Source organism: Sphingomonas sp. (assembly GCF_004799495.1).
In the GTDB taxonomy this organism is placed as follows: Bacteria; Pseudomonadota; Alphaproteobacteria; order Sphingomonadales; family Sphingomonadaceae; genus Sphingomonas.
In genome coordinates this window covers 180,857-197,644 of record NZ_SSMY01000008.1, presented here as the reverse complement: position 1 = coordinate 197,644, position 16,788 = coordinate 180,857, and the positions used below count along the sequence as shown (strand labels likewise).

The window sequence follows — 16,788 nt, the reverse complement described above, 5'->3', positions numbered from 1 at the left end:
CTATATGCTGGGCATGGCAGAAGACGCGAATACCAACGATTACGGCGCTGACTCGATCAAGGTCCTGAAAGGGCTCGACGCCGTCCGCAAACGCCCCGGCATGTATATCGGCGACACCGACGACGGGTCGGGCCTCCACCACATGGTGTTCGAGGTGTCGGACAATGCGATCGACGAGGCGCTGGCCGGGCATTGCGACCGGATCGACATCCAGCTCAACCCCGACGGGTCGGTCAGCGTCACTGACAACGGGCGCGGGATTCCGACCGGGATCCACGCCGAGGAAGGCGTGTCGGCGGCCGAGGTCATCATGACTCAGCTCCACGCCGGGGGAAAGTTCGAGAACACCAGCGACGACAATGCGTACAAGGTGTCGGGCGGGCTGCACGGCGTCGGCGTATCGGTGGTCAACGCGCTCAGCGAATGGCTCGACCTGACGATCTGGCGCGACGGCGAGGAGCATTACATGCGCTTCGCCCATGGCGATGCGGTCGCCCCGCTCAAGGTCGTCGGCAAGGCGGAAGGGAAAAAGGGGACGCGCGTCACCTTCCTGCCCAGCCCCGCGACGTTCAAGATCACCGAGTTCGATTTCGAGAAGCTCGAGCACCGCTACCGCGAACTCGCCTTCCTCAATTCGGGCGTGCGGCTATACCTGACCGACGCGCGCCACGAAGAGCCGCGCACGGTCGAGCTCTATTATGAGGGCGGGATCGCGGCGTTCGTGAAGTGGCTCGACCGCACCAAGACGCCGCTGTTCCCGGAGCCGATCGCGATTAACGGCCAGCGCGACGATATCGGCATCGACGTCGCGCTCGAATGGAACGATTCGTACTACGAAAACGTGCTCTGCTTCACCAACAACATCCCGCAGCGCGACGGCGGCACGCACCTCGCCGCGTTCCGGTCGGCGCTGACGCGCACGGTCAATAATTACGCCGAGAAATCGGGGCTGCTGAAGAAGGAAAAGGTCGGGCTGACCGGCGACGACATGCGCGAAGGGCTGACGGCGATCGTCTCGGTCAAGCTGCCCGATCCCAAGTTCAGCTCGCAGACCAAGGACAAGCTCGTCAGTTCCGAAGTCCGCCAGCCGCTCGAAAGCCTGCTCGCCGACAAGATGAGCGACTGGCTGGAAGAGAACCCGCAAAACGCGCGGCAGATCGTCCAGAAGATCATCGACGCCGCCGCGGCGCGTGAGGCGGCGCGCAAGGCACGCGAGGCGAGCCGCAAGTCGGTGCTCGGCATCTCCAGTCTCCCCGGCAAGCTCGCCGACTGCCAGGAAAAGGACCCGGCCAAGTCCGAACTGTTCCTAGTCGAGGGCGATTCGGCGGGCGGATCGGCCAAGCAGGGCCGCGACCGGCATTACCAGGCGATCCTGCCGTTGCGCGGCAAGATCCTGAACGTCGAGCGCGCGCGGTTCGACCGCATGCTGGGGTCGCGCGAGATCGGGACGCTCATTCAGGCGATGGGGACGGGGATCGGCCGCGACGACTTCAACCTCGAAAAACTGCGCTACCACAAGATCGTCATCATGACCGACGCCGATGTCGACGGCGCGCATATCCGCACGCTGCTGCTGACCTTCTTCTACCGCCAGATGCCCGAAATCATCGAGGCGGGGCACCTCTTCATCGCGCAGCCGCCGCTGTACAAGGCGACGCGCGGGCGGAGCGAAGTGTACCTCAAGGACGATGCCGCACTCGACGATTATCTGGTCGAGAACGGCGTCGCCGCGACGATGCTCGAAAGCCCCGCCGGCGCGCGGTCGGGCACCGACCTGCGCGATCTGGTCGAGCATGCGCGGCGGATGCGCACGCTGATGCGCTACGTCCCGCGGCGCTACGACCCGGTGATCATCGAGGCGCTGGCGATGACCGGCGCGCTCGACCCCAAGGCGCCCGCCGCCGAGCGCCAGGCGCATCTGGCGGCGGCGACCGAGCGGCTCGACCAGGGCGACCCCGAGGCGCGCTGGACCGCGCGGTTGACCGAGGATGGCGGGATCCATTTCGAGCGCTGGTGGCGCGGGGTGACCGACCATCACATCATCGAAGCGGCGTTCCTGTTGTCGGCGGAGGGGCGCAAGCTCCACGCGCTCGCGGTCGAACAGGCGGCGAGCTACGCCAATGCGGCGAAGCTGGTCCCGTCCAAATCGGCGCCGGCGGTCGAAGAGGCCGAGGGTCCGGCCGAGGATGACGATGATCTGCCCGTCGTGGTCGGCAAGGGCGAATCGCTGATCGCGCGGCCGTCGCAATTGCTCGACGCGGTGCTCGCGGCGGGGCGCAAGGGGTTGTCGATCCAGCGCTACAAGGGGCTGGGCGAGATGAACGCCGAGCAATTGTGGGAAACCACGCTCGACCCGACCAACCGCTCGATGCTGCGCGTGCACGTCGAACAGGCCGATATGGCCGACGACATCTTCACGCGGCTAATGGGCGACGTGGTCGAGCCGCGGCGCGATTTCATCCAGGAGAATGCGCTGAGCGTCGCCAATCTGGACGTCTAGCTCGCCGGAGCGGATTAGCGCCCGCTAATCCGCGCCCCGCCGGCGAGCGCGGCCTGCGTGGCGCAGCCACGTCCGACGGAGCGGCTTCGCCGCTCCGCGCCACCGCGACGGAAATTCCTACCAATGTAGGAATTCCTCTGATCTACGTTGATCGATGAGCAGCAACCCCAGCGAGCCCTGTCGCTTCGCGATGGCGGCGGGGTAGCTCGACGGGCTCATCCCTGCCGCGCGGATGGCGCAAGATCGTCGCGCCGGTGTCGCGTCCCCCGGCGCATCCGGGAGGCAAACCCGGCGCAACTCCCCCAAACCGCCGTCCGAGTGTCAACTTTGTGAACTTAGCGCGCATCGCTGTGCTTTGCCGCTCCGCGCTTTTGTTTCATAAGGGCAACGAAGGAGAGCGGCGATGCGGTTGACCATGATATTGGCGGCGAGTGCCGCGTTGGCGGTTCCGGCCGCGATCACTGCCAAGCAGGCGGTGTCGCCCGCGATCACCAAGGCGCTGGCCGATCCCGCGCGCGCCGACCAGACCAGCGACGACGCGCGTCGCCACGCGGCGGAGGTGATGGCCTTCGCCGGGGTGAAACCCGGCCAGACCGTCGTCGATTTCCTGCCCGGCAAGGGATATTGGACGCGCATCTTCACCGGTGTCGTCGGACCGTCGGGGCACGTCTATGCGCTGTGGCCGAACGTCGCGATCAAGTCGTACCAAGGCGATATCGACGCGCTCACCGCGCGCCATCTCGCCAATGTCACCGCTGAAGGTCAGGCCACCAACCTACCGACGGTCGCCAAGCCGGTCGATCTGTTCTGGACCGTCCAGAACTATCACGACCTCAACAATTTCGCGGGCGAAGCTGGCTATGTCGCGTTTAACAAGGCGGTGTTCGACGCGCTGAAGCCGGGCGGCATCTATTTGATCGTCGATCACGTGGCCCCCGCCGGCAGTGGCCTTGCCGATACCAAGACGCTGCACCGGATCGATCCCGCGATCGTCAAGAAGCAGGTGCTGGCGGCGGGGTTCCAATGGGTCGGCGAATCGACCGTGCTGGCCAACCCCAAAGACGACCACAGCCTCAAGGTGTTCGATCCCGCGATCCGCGGCACGACCGACCAGTTCGTCTACAAATTCCGGAAACCGCTCAAATGAAGCTGATCCTCGCTGCGGCGTTACTCGCCGCGACCGCTACCAGCGGGACATGGCTCGCCGCGGCGACCCGCCTGCCGGCCAACATTGCAAAGGCCGCCGCCGATCCTGCACGCGCCGACCAGGCGGTCGACGATGCGCGGCGCCACGGGCCGGAGATTCTCGCTTTTGCCGGGGTCAAGCCGGGCGACAAGGTCGTCGACCTACAGCCCAACAGCGCTTATTGGACTCGCTTGTTTGCCGGTGCGGTGGGACCCCGCGGCAAGGTTTATGGCGTTTGGGTGGCGCCGTTGCTCCAATTTACCAAGGACGACGAGACCAAATACCTCGCCGCCGCGGGCAAGACCTGGCCCAATGTCGTGTCGCTCGAGCAGCCAGCCGACGGTTTCGCGACGCCCGAACCGGCGGACATCATCTTTACGTCGCAGAACTATCACGATTATCTCGACAAGTTCATGGGCCCGGTCGATCCGGCGGTGCTCGATAAGCGTTTCTTCGACGCGCTCAAACCCGGTGGCTATTTCATCGTCATCGACCATGTCGCGCTGCCCGGTACCGGCACCGATGCGACCGAGAAGCTGCACCGGATCGACCCCGCGCTGGTGAAGAAGCAAGTGACAGCCGCCGGCTTCCGCTTCGTCGGTGAATCGACCTTGCTCGCCAATCCGAAGGACGACCACATGCTGAATGTGTTCAAACCCGAAATCCGCGGGCATACCGACCAGTTCGTCTACAAATTCCGGAAGCCGCTCTAGTGAAGCGCATCGCCGCGCTGGCGTTGATCGCCGCGACCGCCGCCTGCTCGGGGAGCAAGGCGCCCACCGCCGCGCCCGACACGACGCTGGCGCGCGACACCGCCACCGATGCGCGCCGCCACGGCCCGGAGATCGCCGCGTTCGCCGGGCTGAAGGCGGGGGACAAGGTGATCGACCTGATCCCGGGCGGCGGATACTGGACGCGGACCTTCGCGCGGATCGTCGGACCGACCGGCCATGTCTACGGCATCTGGGCCAAGCAATATGCGCAGGAAGCGGCGACCGACGTCAGGAACTACGCCGCGCTGACCAAGAACCCCAATTTCGCGAACGTCAGCGCGAGCATCCAGCCGGCGACCGAATTGAAGGCGGACGAGCTGGTCGACCTGGTCTTCACCTCGCAGAATTACCACGATTATCCCGACAAGTTCATGGGCTCGCTCGACCCGGCGGTGTTCGACAAATTGGCCTTCGCGGCGCTGAAGCCGGGCGGTGTATTGTTGATCATCGACCATGCGGCGGCCCCCGGATCGGGGATGCGCGACACCGACACGCTCCACCGCATCGATCCCGCGATCGTCAGGAAACAGGTCGAGGCGGCGGGGTTCACCTTCCTCGGCGAATCGAAATTACTCGCCAATCCGGGCGACGATCACACGAAGGCGGTCTTCGACAAATCGATCCGGGGTCGGACCGATCAGTTCATCTACAAGTTCCGCAAGCCCGGCTAACCGCGCTCCTCGCGCAACGGCCGGGCGAGCAACGCGCCGATCACGTCGGCCACCGGCGCGCCGCCGAGCAGCGTGCACACCGCGTCGCACACCGGCATGGCGACGCCCGCTTCGGCCGCGGCTTCGCGCAGCACCGGCGCGGTGAACGCGCCCTCGGCGACGGTGCGGCGGTCCGCGAGCAAGTCACGCGCCGAACGGCCTTCGCCCAGTCCGAGCCCGAGCGAGAAATTGCGGCTGCTGGTCGACGAACAGGTGAGGACGAGGTCGCCGAGCCCCGACAGCCCCGCCATCGTCTCTGCCCGTGCGCCGCGCGCCAGCCCAAACCGAGTCATCTCCGCGAACCCACGCGCGATTAGCGCCGCGCGTGCGTTCTGCCCCAACCGTGCGCCCTCGACCACGCCGCTACCGATCGCGAGCACATTCTTCACCGCGCCGCCGATCTCCGCGCCGATCACGTCGTCCGAGGCATAGGTTCGGAACGTCGGCGCCGCGATCCGCTCGGCGAGTCTAGCGCCCAGCGTGGCATCCTCGCACGCCAGCGTCACCGCGGTCGGCAGTCCCGCCGCGACCTCGTGCGCGAATGTCGGCCCCGACAGCACCGCGATCGGCGAGCCGGGCTGCACCTCGCGCGCGATCTCGCCGACCAGCAACCGAGTCCCCGCCTCGATCCCCTTGGCGCACAGCACCAGCGGCGTGCCGCCGAAATCGACGTTCGCCAGCACCGACCGGACATGCTGCGCCGGTGCCACCACCAGCACCGCGTCGGCGTCGCGGAGCACATCGATATCGTCGGTTGCGACGATGGTCGGCGACAGCGGGACGCTCGACAGGAACAAATCGTTGATGTGGCGCTCGTTGATCGAGGCGACCACTTCCGCCTCGCGCGCCCAAAGCGTGACCGGCGCGCCGTCCTGCGCTGCGACTTGCGCCAGCGCGGTGCCCCAGGCGCCGCCACCGATCACACCGATCCTCATGCCTTCACCCCCGCGCCGCGCACCTTTTCGGCATCCGGGTCGAGCGGCCAGCGCGGGCGCGCGGCGACGTCGAGCGGGTCGGTCAGCCCCGCGGCGAAGCGCTCGGCGCCTGCCCAGGCGATCATCGCGGCGTTATCGGTGCACAACCATTGCGGCGGGACGCTGAACGGGAGGTGGTAGTCGCCCGCCAGCGCCTCCAGCGCCGACCGCACCGCCGTGTTGGCGGCAACTCCGCCGGCAACGACGAGCGCGGTCGCCTCGACCTCACCCAATTGCCGCCGCGTGCGGTCGACCAGGCAGTCGACCGCCGCTTGCTGGAAGCTGGCGGCAATATCCTCTTTCGACCATGTCCCGGCTTCGTGCGCTCGGAGCACCGCGCTTTTCAGGCCCGCGAACGAGAAATGCGGTTCGGGCGATCCGAGCAGCGGGCGCGGGAGCGGGACGATCGGCTGGCCCGCTGCCGCTGCACGCTCCACTGCCGGGCCGCCAGGGAAACCGAAGCCCAGTATCTTGGCCGTCTTGTCGAAAGCCTCGCCCGCCGCGTCGTCGATCGTCGTCGCGAGGCGGCGATAGCGGTCGACGCCCTCGACCAGCAGCAACTGGCAATGCCCGCCCGACACCAGCAGCAGCAGATAGGGAAAGTGCAGGTCGGGATCGGCCAGCCGCGGGCTGAGCGCATGGCCTTCGAGATGATTGACCGCGACCAGCGGCTTGCCCGCCGCATGCGCCAGCGCCTTGCCGGTGACCAGCCCGACCATCACCCCGCCGATCAGCCCCGGCCCGGCGGTCGCGGCGATGGCGTCGACGTCGGCCAACGTCACCCCCGCTTCCTCCAATGACGCGGCGACCAGCGGCTCGAGCACCTCGACGTGCGCGCGCGCGGCAATCTCCGGCACCACCCCGCCATAGGGCGCGTGCGCCGCTTCCTGCCCCGCCAGCTTGTGCGCCAGGATACGCCGGTCGCCGGTGACCAGCGCCGCCGCGGTCTCGTCGCACGAGGATTCGAGGCCCAATATCAACACGCTCTTTCCTCTACGCGCCTTGCCCGGTAGCACAAGCCATGCGGGCGATGACGTCATGACGCGAGCCGTCGCGGTGTTGCGGCCCGAGCCGGGGAACGCGGCAACCGCCGCGCGGGTCGAGGCGGCGGGGCTGGCCGCGATCCGTTTACCGCTGTTCGAAACGCACGCACTGGACTGGACGGCGCCCGACCCACGCGCGTTCGACGCGCTCGTGCTGACCAGCGCGAACGCGCCGCGGCTCGCCGGGCCGGGGCTGGAGGCGCTCAAGGGGCTCCCCGTGTTCGCGGTCGGCCCCGCAACCGCTGCCGCCGCCGAAGCGCGCGGGCTGTCGGTCGACGGAACCGGCGACGGCGATGGCGCGGACCTGGCCGCGACCCTGGCGGCGCGCGGTTTCTCGCGCGCGCTGTTGCTCGCCGGCCGCGAGCGGCGCTTGCAGGTTGGCGGCGTGATCGCCGCCGCGGTCGCGGTCTATGCCAGCGATCCGCTGCCGATCGATACCGCCGTGATCGAAGAGCTCGCAGGCGCGGTCGCGCTGCTCCATTCGGCGCGTGCGGCGGAGCGGCTGGGCGAGCTGGCCGCGCATCGCCGCGCCACGATCCGCCTCGCCACGATCAGCCGAGCGGTCGCCGAGGCCGCCGGGCCGGGCTGGGCACGGGTCGCCGCGGCCTCCGCTCCCGACGACGACGCGCTCGTCGCGCTCGCGCGCCGCCTCGCCGATTGACCCTGCCGAGCCCCGCGCGGATAAGGGCCGGATGAGCGACGCCGTCCCGCCCCTCGTCCTGCCGGCCGCCGAGCCCGCGACACGCCGCCTGACGCTCGCGACCGCCGCGGGAATCGCGCTGATCACGTTCCTGGTCGGACTGGTGCTCGCGGTCTGGGCGATCGATCATTTCCGGGCGGAACCACAACCAGCACCCCAGCCGCAAACCGTCGTCGCCCCGGCGCCCAAGGTCATCGTCGCCCCCCCGGTCGCGACCGATCCGGCGTCGCTGTCGGCACGGCAGGAAATGCTGTCGGCGCAACTCGCCGCGCTCGAACAGCGCAGCGCCGCGATCACCAGCGCCGCTGCCAACGCCTATGGCAACGCGTCGCGCGCGGAAGCGCTGCTCGTCGTGCTGGTGTCGCGCCGGGCGATCGATCGCGGGCTCGAACTCGGCTATCTCGAACAGCAATTGCGCGACCGGTTCGGTGCGACCCAGCCGAACGAAGTGGCGACGATCATCGACGCGTCGCACCATCCGGTGACGACCGAGGACCTGCGGCTCGGGCTCGACCAGATCGGCCCGCAGCTCGCGCTCGGGCCGGCGGGCGAAGGCGGCTGGGGCGGTGCGGTGTGGCGGTTGCTGGGCAGCCTGATCGTGGTCCACCCGCGCAACACCCCGTCGCCGGTGCCGAGCGAGCGGCTCGCGCGAGTCCGTCGCATGCTCGCGCAGGGCCAGGTCGAGGCCGCGGTCGAGGAAGTGAACAAGCTGCCCGGCGCGGCGCAGGCGACCGGCTGGATGACCGGCGCGCGGCAATATGTCGCGGCGCGCAAGGCGCTGATCGTGCTGGAGACCGCCGCGATCCAGGGCCGCGCCGCGACCCCGCCTGCGCCCGGCGCATCGCCGACTCGCTAGACGCGCGCGATCAGCGCCTGCGCCGCGGCCGGCGCGCGCACCTTGGCGCCGCTGATGAAGAACACGAACGTGTCGCGCGGCGTCTTCGCCGGCGAATCGCCGAAATAGGGGAGTCCCGCCGGCGCTTCGCCTGCCGCCCAGCTCTTCGCGACCGCCGCCCAGCGATCGAGCGCTGCGGGGGAATAGCCGGCCGGTTCCTCCTCCACCGTATTTTCCAGCCGGGCATAGACGAAGTCGGCGGTGACGTCGGCGATCGCCGGGTAATCGGGCGAATCGGCATAGACGATCGCGACGTTCGCGGCGCGGCACATCGCGACGAACTCGGGCACGTGGAAACTGTCATGCCGCACCTGCACCGCATGGCGCAGCGCGACGCCCTCATGCTTTACCGGCAACAAATTGAGAAACGCGCCGAAATCCTGGGCGTCGAACTTCTTGGTCGCCATGAACTGCCACAGCATCGGTCCGAGCTTCGGCCCGAGCTCGACGATCCCTTGACGGACGAATCGCTGGATCGATTCGCCCGCTTCGGCCAGCACCTTGCGGTTGGTGCAGAAGCGCGAGGCCTTGAGCGTGAACACGAAGTCGTCTGGCACGACTTCGGCCCACCCCGCGAAGGTCGCCGGCTTGAAGCCCGAATAATAGGTGCCGTTGACCTCGATCGCGGTCAGTTGACGGCTGGCAAATTCCAGCTCGCGCTTGTGCGGCCATTTGTCGGGAAAGAAGGTCCCGCGCCATGGTTCGTAGGTCCAGCCGCCGATCCCGATTCGTATCTCTGCCATGCTGCCACGATGCCTTAGCCGCGCTCGAAACGATAGCGGTCGCGGATGCGGCGGTTGAAGAACCCGCCCTTCGACGTCGCGCGGCGCATCGCCTCGACCTCGCGTTCGGGCACGTCGAGGTAGAAATAGCGTCGCCCGCTGACGAACTCGACGTCGAGCCGGCGCTGGGCGGCGTCGTAATCGAACGATCGGATCACGCTGGAGGGCATGGACGGGCAACGCGCGGGCGAAACACGCGTTTCATCGCGAGATTGGCCGCGCCCGACTCTGCTTGAAACCCCGCCCGCCCTAGTGCACACCGGCGACTCGGGCGTTGGGGGCGCCGGATACCGCAATGCGCGATTTCCGCGAACCGCTCCCGATCGACAGGTTAGGCGGGGTTAGAGCGTTGCGTTTCATCAAGTCCAAGGGCCCGGCGCTGATCGCCGCCATCGTGACCATGTTCCAGGCGAGTGTCGCGCACGCGCAGGATACGCTGAGCGATCCCGCCGGGTCGGGCGTGCTCGTGTCGGCGGTGCGCTGGCTGCAGGGCACGCTGCTCGGCACGGTCGCCACCGTCGTCGCGGTGATCGCGGTCGCCTCGGTCGGGTTCCTGATGCTCACCGGCCGAATCAACTGGCGCTACGGCGCGACCGTCATTATCGGCTGCTTCATCCTGTTCGGCGCCGCCAGCATCGTCGCGGGCATCCAGTCCACCGCCGGCCTCGGCAACTAAGCCGTGGCGGGTGGCGTAGACCGCGATCCTTTGTTCGTCGCGTTGACGCGGCCGCAGATGTTCGCGGGCGTCACCTACAGCTATTTCGTCGTCAACGGCGTGATCGCGACCGAGCTGTTCCTGGTCTTCCATTCGATCTGGGTGCTGGCGGTGGCGGTGGTCGTCCATCTGATCGGCATGGTGCTGTGCGTGCGCGAGCCGCGCTTCTTCGACCTGTGGCTGACTCGCGCCAGCCGCTGCCCGCGCGTGCGCAACTATCGCGTCTGGCGATGCAACTCCTACCGCCCCTGACCGAGGACAAGCGCGCGGTCGAGCGTGAGAAAGCGGCGGGATTCCACCTCCCGTACGCCCGGCACGTCGACGACCACACCGTCGAGACGCGCGACGGCTTGCTGATGCAGGTGATCCAGCTGCGCGGTCTGCTGTTCGAGACCGCCGACACCGACGAGATCAATTATCGAAAAACGCTGCGCGACGCGATGCTCCAGGCGATCGGATCGTCGCGCTTCGCGGTCTATCACCACGTCATCCGGCGCGAGGCCGATGTCGAGCTGGCGGACAAGTTTCCCGATGATTTCTCGACCAAGCTCGACGCGGCGTGGCGCGCGCGGCTGTCGGCGCGCAAGCTCTACGTCAACGACATCTTCCTGACATTGGTGCGCCGCCCGATGCAGGGGCGCGTCGGGATCGCCGACCGCGTGCGCGGCTGGTTCGGGAGCGCGGGCGAGGATCGCGACGTGCAGGTCGCGCACGATATCCACCAGCTCGATACCGCGCGCGACGCGGTGATCGCGCAGCTCGGCAGCTACGCGCCGCGGCTGCTCGGCGTGTACGAAACCAAGGCGGGCGTGTGCTCCGAACCGCTCGAATTCCTCTCCGCGCTCTATAACGCCGAGATGCGCCCGGTGCTGATGCCGATGCAGGATGCCGGCGCCTATCTGCCATACCGCCGCGTCAGCTTCGGCGAGGAGACGGTCGAACTAGGCGTCGCCGGCCATACCGCGCGCAGCTTCGTCGGGATGGTGTCGATCAAGGATTACCCCGCGCAGACCGCGCCGGGGATGCTCGACGAGCTGCTCCGCCTGCCGTTCGAGCTGACCGTGTCGCAAAGCTTCGGCTTCGTCGATCGCCAGGCCGCGCTCGGCAAGATGAACCTGGCGCTGCGCCGCATGCGCTCCGCCGAGGACGAGGCCGTGTCGCTGCGCGGCGAATTGTCGAGCGCCAAGGACGAGGTAGCCGCCGGCCGCGCCGGATTCGGCGAGCACCACATGACGGTCGCGGTCCACGCCGATACGCTGGCCGAGGTCGATGCCGGGGTGGCCGAGGTGCAGGCGACGCTCGCCGACCTCGGGATCATCGCGGTGCGTGAGGATATCGCGCTCGAACCGGCGTTCTGGGCGCAGTTCCCCGGCAACTTCAAATATATCGCGCGGCGCGGGCTGATCTCGACCGGCAATTTCGCGGGGTTCGCCAGCAGCCACAATTTCGCGCTCGGCAAGCCCGAGGCGAACCATTGGGGCCAGGCGGTGAGTCTCCTCGAAACCACCGCCGCCGGCCCGTATTATTTCAACTTCCACCAGGGCGACCTGGGCAATTTCACCGTCATCGGCCCGTCGGGATCGGGCAAGACGGTGGTGCTCAACTTCCTGCTCGCGCAGGCGCGCAAGTTCCACCCGCGGATCATCTTCTTCGACAAGGATCGCGGCGCCGAGCTGTTCATCCGTGCGATCGGCGGGCGGTACGACGTGCTGCGTCCCGACACCGCGGCGGGGCTCAACCCGCTCCAGCTCGAGGATAATCCCGCCAACCGTCAGTTCCTGATCGACTGGGTCGCGCAGCTCGCGGGCGGCGCCGACATCGACGAGGCGGCGAAGATCAAGGATGCGATCGACGCCAATTTCGACCAGCCGCCCGAGCATCGCCGGCTGCGCCACCTCGCCGAACTGTTCCGCGGCGGGTCGCGGCCGACGGCGGCCGACCTTTATTCGCGGCTGCGCCCGTGGTGGGGGGATGGCGAGCGCGCGTGGCTGTTCGACAATGAGCGCGACCTGACCGACCTCACCGCCGACGCGGTCGGGTTCGACATGACGCAGATCCTCGATGATCCCGCGGTGCGCACGCCGGCGATGATGTACCTGTTCCACCGCGTCGAGGAACGGCTCGACGGGTCGGCGGCGATCATCGTCGTCGACGAGGGGTGGAAAGCGCTCGACGACGAAGTGTTCGTCCGCCGCATCAAGGACTGGGAAAAGACGATCCGCAAAAGGAACGGTATCGTCGGCTTCGCCACGCAGTCGGCGCAGGACGCGCTCGAATCGAAGATCGCCAGCGCGATCATCGAACAGGCCGCGACGCAAATCTTCATGACCAACCCGAAGGCGCGCGCGGTCGATTATGTTGACGGGTTCGGGCTGACCCCGCACGAATATGAGATCGTCCGCACGCTCCCCGACGACGCGCATTGCTTCCTGATCAAGCACGGCAACGAAAGCGTCGTGGTGCGGCTCAACCTGACCGGCGAGCGCGACATGCTGACGATCCTGTCGGGGCGCGAGCGCACCGTGCGGTTGCTCGACGAAATCCGGGCGGAAGGCGGCGACGACCCCGCCGACTGGATCCCGCGCCTGCTGGAGCGTGCCTGATGCAGGTGGCCTGCCCCGCGATTTCGGACGATTCATTCCTCTCGAGCGTGCTCGCGCACCTCGATTGCCAGGCGCAGAATTTGGGCGCGGGCGGGTATCAGGCACTGGCCAACCCCGGCGGCCCGGCGGCGCTGCTGCTGACCGGGGCGCTGACGCTGTTCATCGCGCTGATCGGCTACCGCCTGCTGCTCGGCGAGACGCCGTCGGTACGCGACGGGGTGGTCGCGGCGATCAAGGTCGGCGTAGTGCTCGCGCTCGCGACGAGCTGGCCCGCGTTCCGCACGCTTGCCTATGACATCACGCTGCGTGCGCCCGCCGAAGTGGCGAGCAACATCGGGTCACCGGCGGGCTTGCCCGGCGCGCCGGGCGGGCTCGTCGCGCGGTTGCAGCTGGTCGATTACCAGCTCGCCGAATTGAACGTGGTCGGCACCGGACGTCCGCTGAACGCCAATGTCGCGGTCGGACCGACCGCCAATTTGACGCCCGCGCAACAGGCGGCGGAGCTGCGCCGCGTGCAGGATCTCGGCAATCGGGCGCGGTGGGACCCGCAGCGCGATTTCTCGCTGTTGGGAAGCGCGCGCGCCCTGTTCCTGTCGGGCGCGATCGCGAGCTTCGCGAGCGTGCGGCTGGTCGCGGGGCTGCTCCTCGCGCTCGGGCCGCTGTTCGTTATCTTCCTGCTGTTCGACGGAACGCGCGGATTGTTCGAGGGCTGGGTGCGCGGGTTGACCGGCGCGGCGCTCGGCGCGCTCGCCACCGCGATCGTGCTCGGCGTCGAACTGGCGCTGCTCGAACCGTGGCTCGCGGCGGTGCTCGATCTGCGGCACCAGAATATCGCGACGCCGTCGGTGCCGGTCGAATTGCTGGTGCTGACCTTGGTCTTCGCGGTGACGCTGATCGCCGTGCTGGTCGCGGTCGGCAAGGTCGCCGCGGGCTTCCGCCTGCCGCCTGCTTGGCGCGTGCTGCGCGACCGAGTCGCCGCAGGCATTGCCGGCAGCGTGACGCTGCGCGATGTCCAGCGCGCCGGCCAGGCCGCGCCGCAGGACGAACGCGGCCGCGCGCTGGTGATCGCCGATGCGGTATCGGCGACGCAGCGGCGCGAATCGCTCGCGGCGCAGCCGGTGGCGGCATCGTTCGGCGGCCGGCCCGGCATCACGCCCACCGCGTCGAACGACGTAGCGGTTGCGGGCGCGGTGCCGCTCGGCCAGAGTTTCAGGCGGCGGACGCGCGGGCGCGTGTCGGCCGGCGCATCACGGCGGGACAGCAATCGATGAAACAGGCCGCGCGCGAATCGCTCGACGCTTATTATCGCGAGGCGGGCAGCTGGGCGGAGGACCGCGAGGACGCCTTGCGCGCGTCGCGCCGGCTCGCGTGGATCGTCGCCACGGTTGCGCTGGTGGTGGCGCTGTGCGAGGCGCTGGCGCTGATCTTCCTCGCCCCGCTCAAGACGGTCGTCCCGTACACGCTGCTCGTCGACAAGCAGACCGGCTATGTCCAGGAGCTCAAGCCCCTCGACGCGCAGAAGATCGCGCCCGACACCGCGCTGACGCAATCGTTCCTGGTCCAGTACGTCATCGCGCGCGAAAGCTACGATCGCGCACAGCTGCAGGCGAGCTATGCCAAGGTCCAGGCCTGGTCGGTCGATACTGCCAGGTCGGACTATGTCGGCAGCGTCGTCGCCTCCAACCCGGCGAGCCCGATCAACCGCTTGCCCGCCTCGACCATCGTCGAAACGCACGTGAAGAGCGTGTCGTCGCTGGGCGGCAACAGCGCGCTGGTGCGGTTCGAGACGATCCGCCGCGACGCCGGCGGCGCGCCGCAGCCCGCCGCGGCGTGGGTGGCGGTGATCCGTTACCAGTTCACCACCGCACCGATGCGTGCGGAGGATCGCTTCATCAACCCGCTCGGTTTCCAGGTGACGCGCTATCGCCGCGACCAGGAAGCCGTGACGCCGCCCGAGCCGGTCGCGACGACGCCCGCGATTCAGCCGCAAGTCTCCGCGCCCGAATTGAAGGTGAAACCGGCGCCGGTCGCGCGTCCGGTCGCCCCCGAAGTCCAGTTGTGAAGCCAGGCTCGTTCCTGGCCGCGCTTGTCGCGCTGACGGCGGTCGCGCCAGCGGCGGCGCAGGTGCGCCCCGTCCCCGGCCCCGGCGACCCGCGTATCCAGACGGTGATGTACGACGCCGATCAGGTCGTGCAGCTGCAAGTCGCGCCCGGCTATCAGCTCGCGGTCGAGTTCGCACCGGACGAACGGATCGAAACCGTCGCGGTGGGCGACAGCGGCGCGTGGCAAGTCACCCCCAACAAGCGCGGCGACCGGCTGTTCATCCGCCCGGCGCAGGGCGGCGTCACAACCAACATGACCGTCGTCACCGATGCGCGCGCGTATAATTTCGAGCTGTCGACGGGCTATGGCGGCGCGCAAGCGTTCACGGTGCGGTTCACCTATCCGCCGCCGCCCGCCGAAGCGACCGCGAGCGACCAGCCCGCGGTCGGCGCGGGCCGCTACAAATTGAGCGGCACGCGGACGATCCAGCCCGACGCGATCTCCGACGATGGGTCGAAGACGTTCATCATCTGGCGCGCCGACCAGACCTTGCCCGCGGTGTTCAAGATCGGGCGCGACGGCAAGGAAACGCTCGCCGACGGCGCGATGCGCGACGGGCGCTACGTTCTCGACAGCATCGCCAACAAGCTGATCTTCCGCCTCGACCGGGAAATGGCAGTGGCGGTGCGCGTGCCGCAGGTGCGCAACTGATGGCGGTCGCGGGACAAGATCCGCGCGGGCCGATCGAGCACAGCGCGCGGCCCGTCGTCGCGCGCCAGCGGAGCGGCATCGCCAACTGGATGATCGTGGCTGGCGTCGTCGCGCTTGGGCTGGTGCTGTTCCTGATCCTCGATGCGCGCCGCCGCGTCCTGTCCGCGCCGTCGACCAGCCCGCGCTTCAGCGGCACCGGCGTGCCCGCCCCCGCCGCGCCGCTCTATATCCCGCCCGCACCCGAACCGACTCCGGAGCCCGCGCCGGTGGTCGTAACGCCCCCTCCGCCACCAGCTCCGCCGCCGCCGCCGCGCATCGTCTACGTCCAGCCGCCGCAACCCCCGCAAGTCGTCGCCCCGCCCCCTCCGACGCCGCGCATCGCGAGCGGCCCGATGCTGGTCGTCGACACCACCGCAGCGGAAGTCACCGGGGCCGGCGGCGCGACCGTGTCGACCGATGCCGAAGGCAATCCGGCGACCGCCGCGCCCGGTGCGGGCGCAGCCACCGGTGGTAGTGCCGGGTCGCTGTCGGCAACGCGCGCCCGCGCGTCGGTGCTGCGCAACCGCGCGACGACGGTACCGCAAGGCGCGCTGATTCCCGCCGTGCTCGAAACCGCGCTCGATTCGACCAGGCCCGGCCCGGCGCGCGCGCTGGTGACGCGCGACGTGCGCGGGTTCGACGGAAGCAAGGTACTGATCCCGCGCGGCAGCCGGCTGATCGGCGAGTATAAGGCCGACCTCCAGCCCGGACAGAACCGCGCGCTGGTGATCTGGCAGCGGCTGGTCCGGCCCGACGGCGCCACCATCGCGCTCGGCTCGCCCGCCGCCGACCCGCTCGGCCGCGTCGGGATCAAGGGCAAAGTGAATAGCCACTTCCTCGAACGTTTCGCCTCGGCGTTCCTGCAGACCGCGCTCAGCATCGGCACCGGCTATGCGACCGGGCTCGCCGGCAACAACAACAGCGTGGCGATCCTGAGCGTTCCGGGCAGCGCGGTCGCGGGCGCGTCGCCGCTGACCGGGTCCGAGCAGTTCCAGCGCAGCTTGCGCGTCAAGCAGGGCGTGTCGATCAGCGTGTTCGTTGCGCGCGACCTCGACTTCACATCCGTGGAGGCACGGAAATAGCCGCGAGCGATCCCGTCTATCTCAAAAGCTAT

The 16,788-nt window shown here is 68.6% G+C and carries 17 protein-coding genes; 13 read left to right on the top strand and 4 right to left on the bottom strand.

What is annotated here, in order from left to right; translation table 11 throughout:
- Nucleotides 1–13 precede the first annotated feature (13 nt).
- The 4 genes from gyrB (at nucleotide 14) to E7773_RS08870 (ending at nucleotide 5,130) form a co-directional block, all read left to right on the top strand.
- Nucleotides 14–2,500: a DNA topoisomerase (ATP-hydrolyzing) subunit B gene (gene gyrB, locus E7773_RS08885; protein WP_293990302.1), complete on the top strand. Its 2,487-nt coding sequence runs from the start codon at nucleotides 14–16 to the stop codon at nucleotides 2,498–2,500.
- Nucleotides 2,501–2,903: 403 nt separating this feature from the next.
- Nucleotides 2,904–3,647 (top strand): methyltransferase, encoded by a 744-nt coding sequence (locus tag E7773_RS08880; protein ID WP_293990301.1) that lies wholly within the window; start codon nucleotides 2,904–2,906, stop codon nucleotides 3,645–3,647.
- On the top strand, nucleotides 3,644–4,399 hold the full coding sequence (locus tag E7773_RS08875; protein WP_293990300.1) for a methyltransferase: 756 nt from the start codon (nucleotides 3,644–3,646) through the stop codon (nucleotides 4,397–4,399). The genes E7773_RS08880 and E7773_RS08875 overlap by 4 nt, the downstream gene beginning before the upstream one ends.
- A complete protein-coding gene (locus E7773_RS08870) occupies nucleotides 4,399–5,130 on the top strand; it encodes a methyltransferase domain-containing protein (protein WP_293990299.1) in 732 nt (243 codons plus the stop codon). Before E7773_RS08875 ends, E7773_RS08870 begins: the two co-directional genes overlap by 1 nt.
- Here the strand turns inward: E7773_RS08870 and E7773_RS08865 are convergent.
- Together E7773_RS08865 and tsaD are read right to left on the bottom strand one after the other, a co-directional pair.
- Nucleotides 5,127–6,104 carry an NAD(P)H-dependent glycerol-3-phosphate dehydrogenase gene (locus tag E7773_RS08865; protein WP_293990298.1) on the bottom strand — a complete coding sequence of 326 codons (978 nt, stop codon included), beginning with the start codon at nucleotides 6,102–6,104 and terminating at the stop codon, nucleotides 5,127–5,129. The two genes, E7773_RS08870 and E7773_RS08865, sit on opposite strands and share 4 nt — an antisense overlap.
- Complete coding sequence (gene tsaD, locus E7773_RS08860; RefSeq protein WP_293990297.1) at nucleotides 6,101–7,183, bottom strand: tRNA (adenosine(37)-N6)-threonylcarbamoyltransferase complex transferase subunit TsaD; 1,083 nt, start codon at nucleotides 7,181–7,183, stop codon at nucleotides 6,101–6,103. The genes E7773_RS08865 and tsaD overlap by 4 nt, the downstream gene beginning before the upstream one ends.
- Between tsaD and E7773_RS08855 the strand changes: the two genes are divergently transcribed.
- Both E7773_RS08855 and E7773_RS08850 read left to right on the top strand, forming a co-directional pair.
- Nucleotides 7,182–7,847, top strand: coding sequence for a uroporphyrinogen-III synthase (locus E7773_RS08855; protein WP_293990296.1), 666 nt, complete (start codon nucleotides 7,182–7,184; stop codon nucleotides 7,845–7,847). The genes tsaD and E7773_RS08855 overlap by 2 nt on opposite strands.
- A 31-nt stretch (nucleotides 7,848–7,878) precedes the next feature.
- Nucleotides 7,879–8,742 carry a hypothetical protein gene (locus E7773_RS08850; RefSeq protein WP_293990295.1) on the top strand — a complete coding sequence of 288 codons (864 nt, stop codon included), beginning with the start codon at nucleotides 7,879–7,881 and terminating at the stop codon, nucleotides 8,740–8,742.
- On the opposite strand, the gene E7773_RS08845 is transcribed toward E7773_RS08850, so the two are convergent.
- Nucleotides 8,739–9,524 (bottom strand): DUF72 domain-containing protein, encoded by a 786-nt coding sequence (locus E7773_RS08845; protein WP_293990294.1) that lies wholly within the window; start codon nucleotides 9,522–9,524, stop codon nucleotides 8,739–8,741. The two genes, E7773_RS08850 and E7773_RS08845, sit on opposite strands and share 4 nt — an antisense overlap.
- A gap of 14 nt (nucleotides 9,525–9,538) precedes the next feature.
- Nucleotides 9,539–9,721: a KTSC domain-containing protein gene (locus E7773_RS08840; RefSeq protein ID WP_293990293.1), complete on the bottom strand. Its 183-nt coding sequence runs from the start codon at nucleotides 9,719–9,721 to the stop codon at nucleotides 9,539–9,541.
- A gap of 137 nt (nucleotides 9,722–9,858) precedes the next feature.
- On the opposite strand from E7773_RS08840, the gene E7773_RS08835 reads away from it, so the two are divergent.
- From E7773_RS08835 to E7773_RS08805, 7 genes are read left to right on the top strand one after another with little or no spacing between them, the layout of a single operon-like run.
- Nucleotides 9,859–10,239 (top strand): TrbC/VirB2 family protein, encoded by a 381-nt coding sequence (locus E7773_RS08835; protein WP_363130139.1) that lies wholly within the window; start codon nucleotides 9,859–9,861, stop codon nucleotides 10,237–10,239.
- Between the two features lie 57 nt (nucleotides 10,240–10,296).
- A complete protein-coding gene (locus E7773_RS08830) occupies nucleotides 10,297–10,530 on the top strand; it encodes a VirB3 family type IV secretion system protein (RefSeq protein WP_293990776.1) in 234 nt (77 codons plus the stop codon).
- Nucleotides 10,509–12,881 (top strand): VirB4 family type IV secretion/conjugal transfer ATPase, encoded by a 2,373-nt coding sequence (locus E7773_RS08825; protein WP_293990292.1) that lies wholly within the window; start codon nucleotides 10,509–10,511, stop codon nucleotides 12,879–12,881. The genes E7773_RS08830 and E7773_RS08825 overlap by 22 nt, the downstream gene beginning before the upstream one ends.
- Nucleotides 12,881–14,152: a type IV secretion system protein gene (locus tag E7773_RS08820; protein WP_293990290.1), complete on the top strand. Its 1,272-nt coding sequence runs from the start codon at nucleotides 12,881–12,883 to the stop codon at nucleotides 14,150–14,152. Before E7773_RS08825 ends, E7773_RS08820 begins: the two co-directional genes overlap by 1 nt.
- Complete coding sequence (locus E7773_RS08815) at nucleotides 14,149–14,943, top strand: VirB8/TrbF family protein (RefSeq protein ID WP_293990288.1); 795 nt, start codon at nucleotides 14,149–14,151, stop codon at nucleotides 14,941–14,943. Before E7773_RS08820 ends, E7773_RS08815 begins: the two co-directional genes overlap by 4 nt.
- On the top strand, nucleotides 14,940–15,635 hold the full coding sequence (locus E7773_RS08810; RefSeq protein WP_293990286.1) for a TrbG/VirB9 family P-type conjugative transfer protein: 696 nt from the start codon (nucleotides 14,940–14,942) through the stop codon (nucleotides 15,633–15,635). Before E7773_RS08815 ends, E7773_RS08810 begins: the two co-directional genes overlap by 4 nt.
- Nucleotides 15,635–16,756 (top strand): TrbI/VirB10 family protein, encoded by a 1,122-nt coding sequence (locus tag E7773_RS08805; protein ID WP_293990284.1) that lies wholly within the window; start codon nucleotides 15,635–15,637, stop codon nucleotides 16,754–16,756. The genes E7773_RS08810 and E7773_RS08805 overlap by 1 nt, the downstream gene beginning before the upstream one ends.
- The last annotated feature ends 32 nt before the right edge of the window (nucleotides 16,757–16,788 follow it).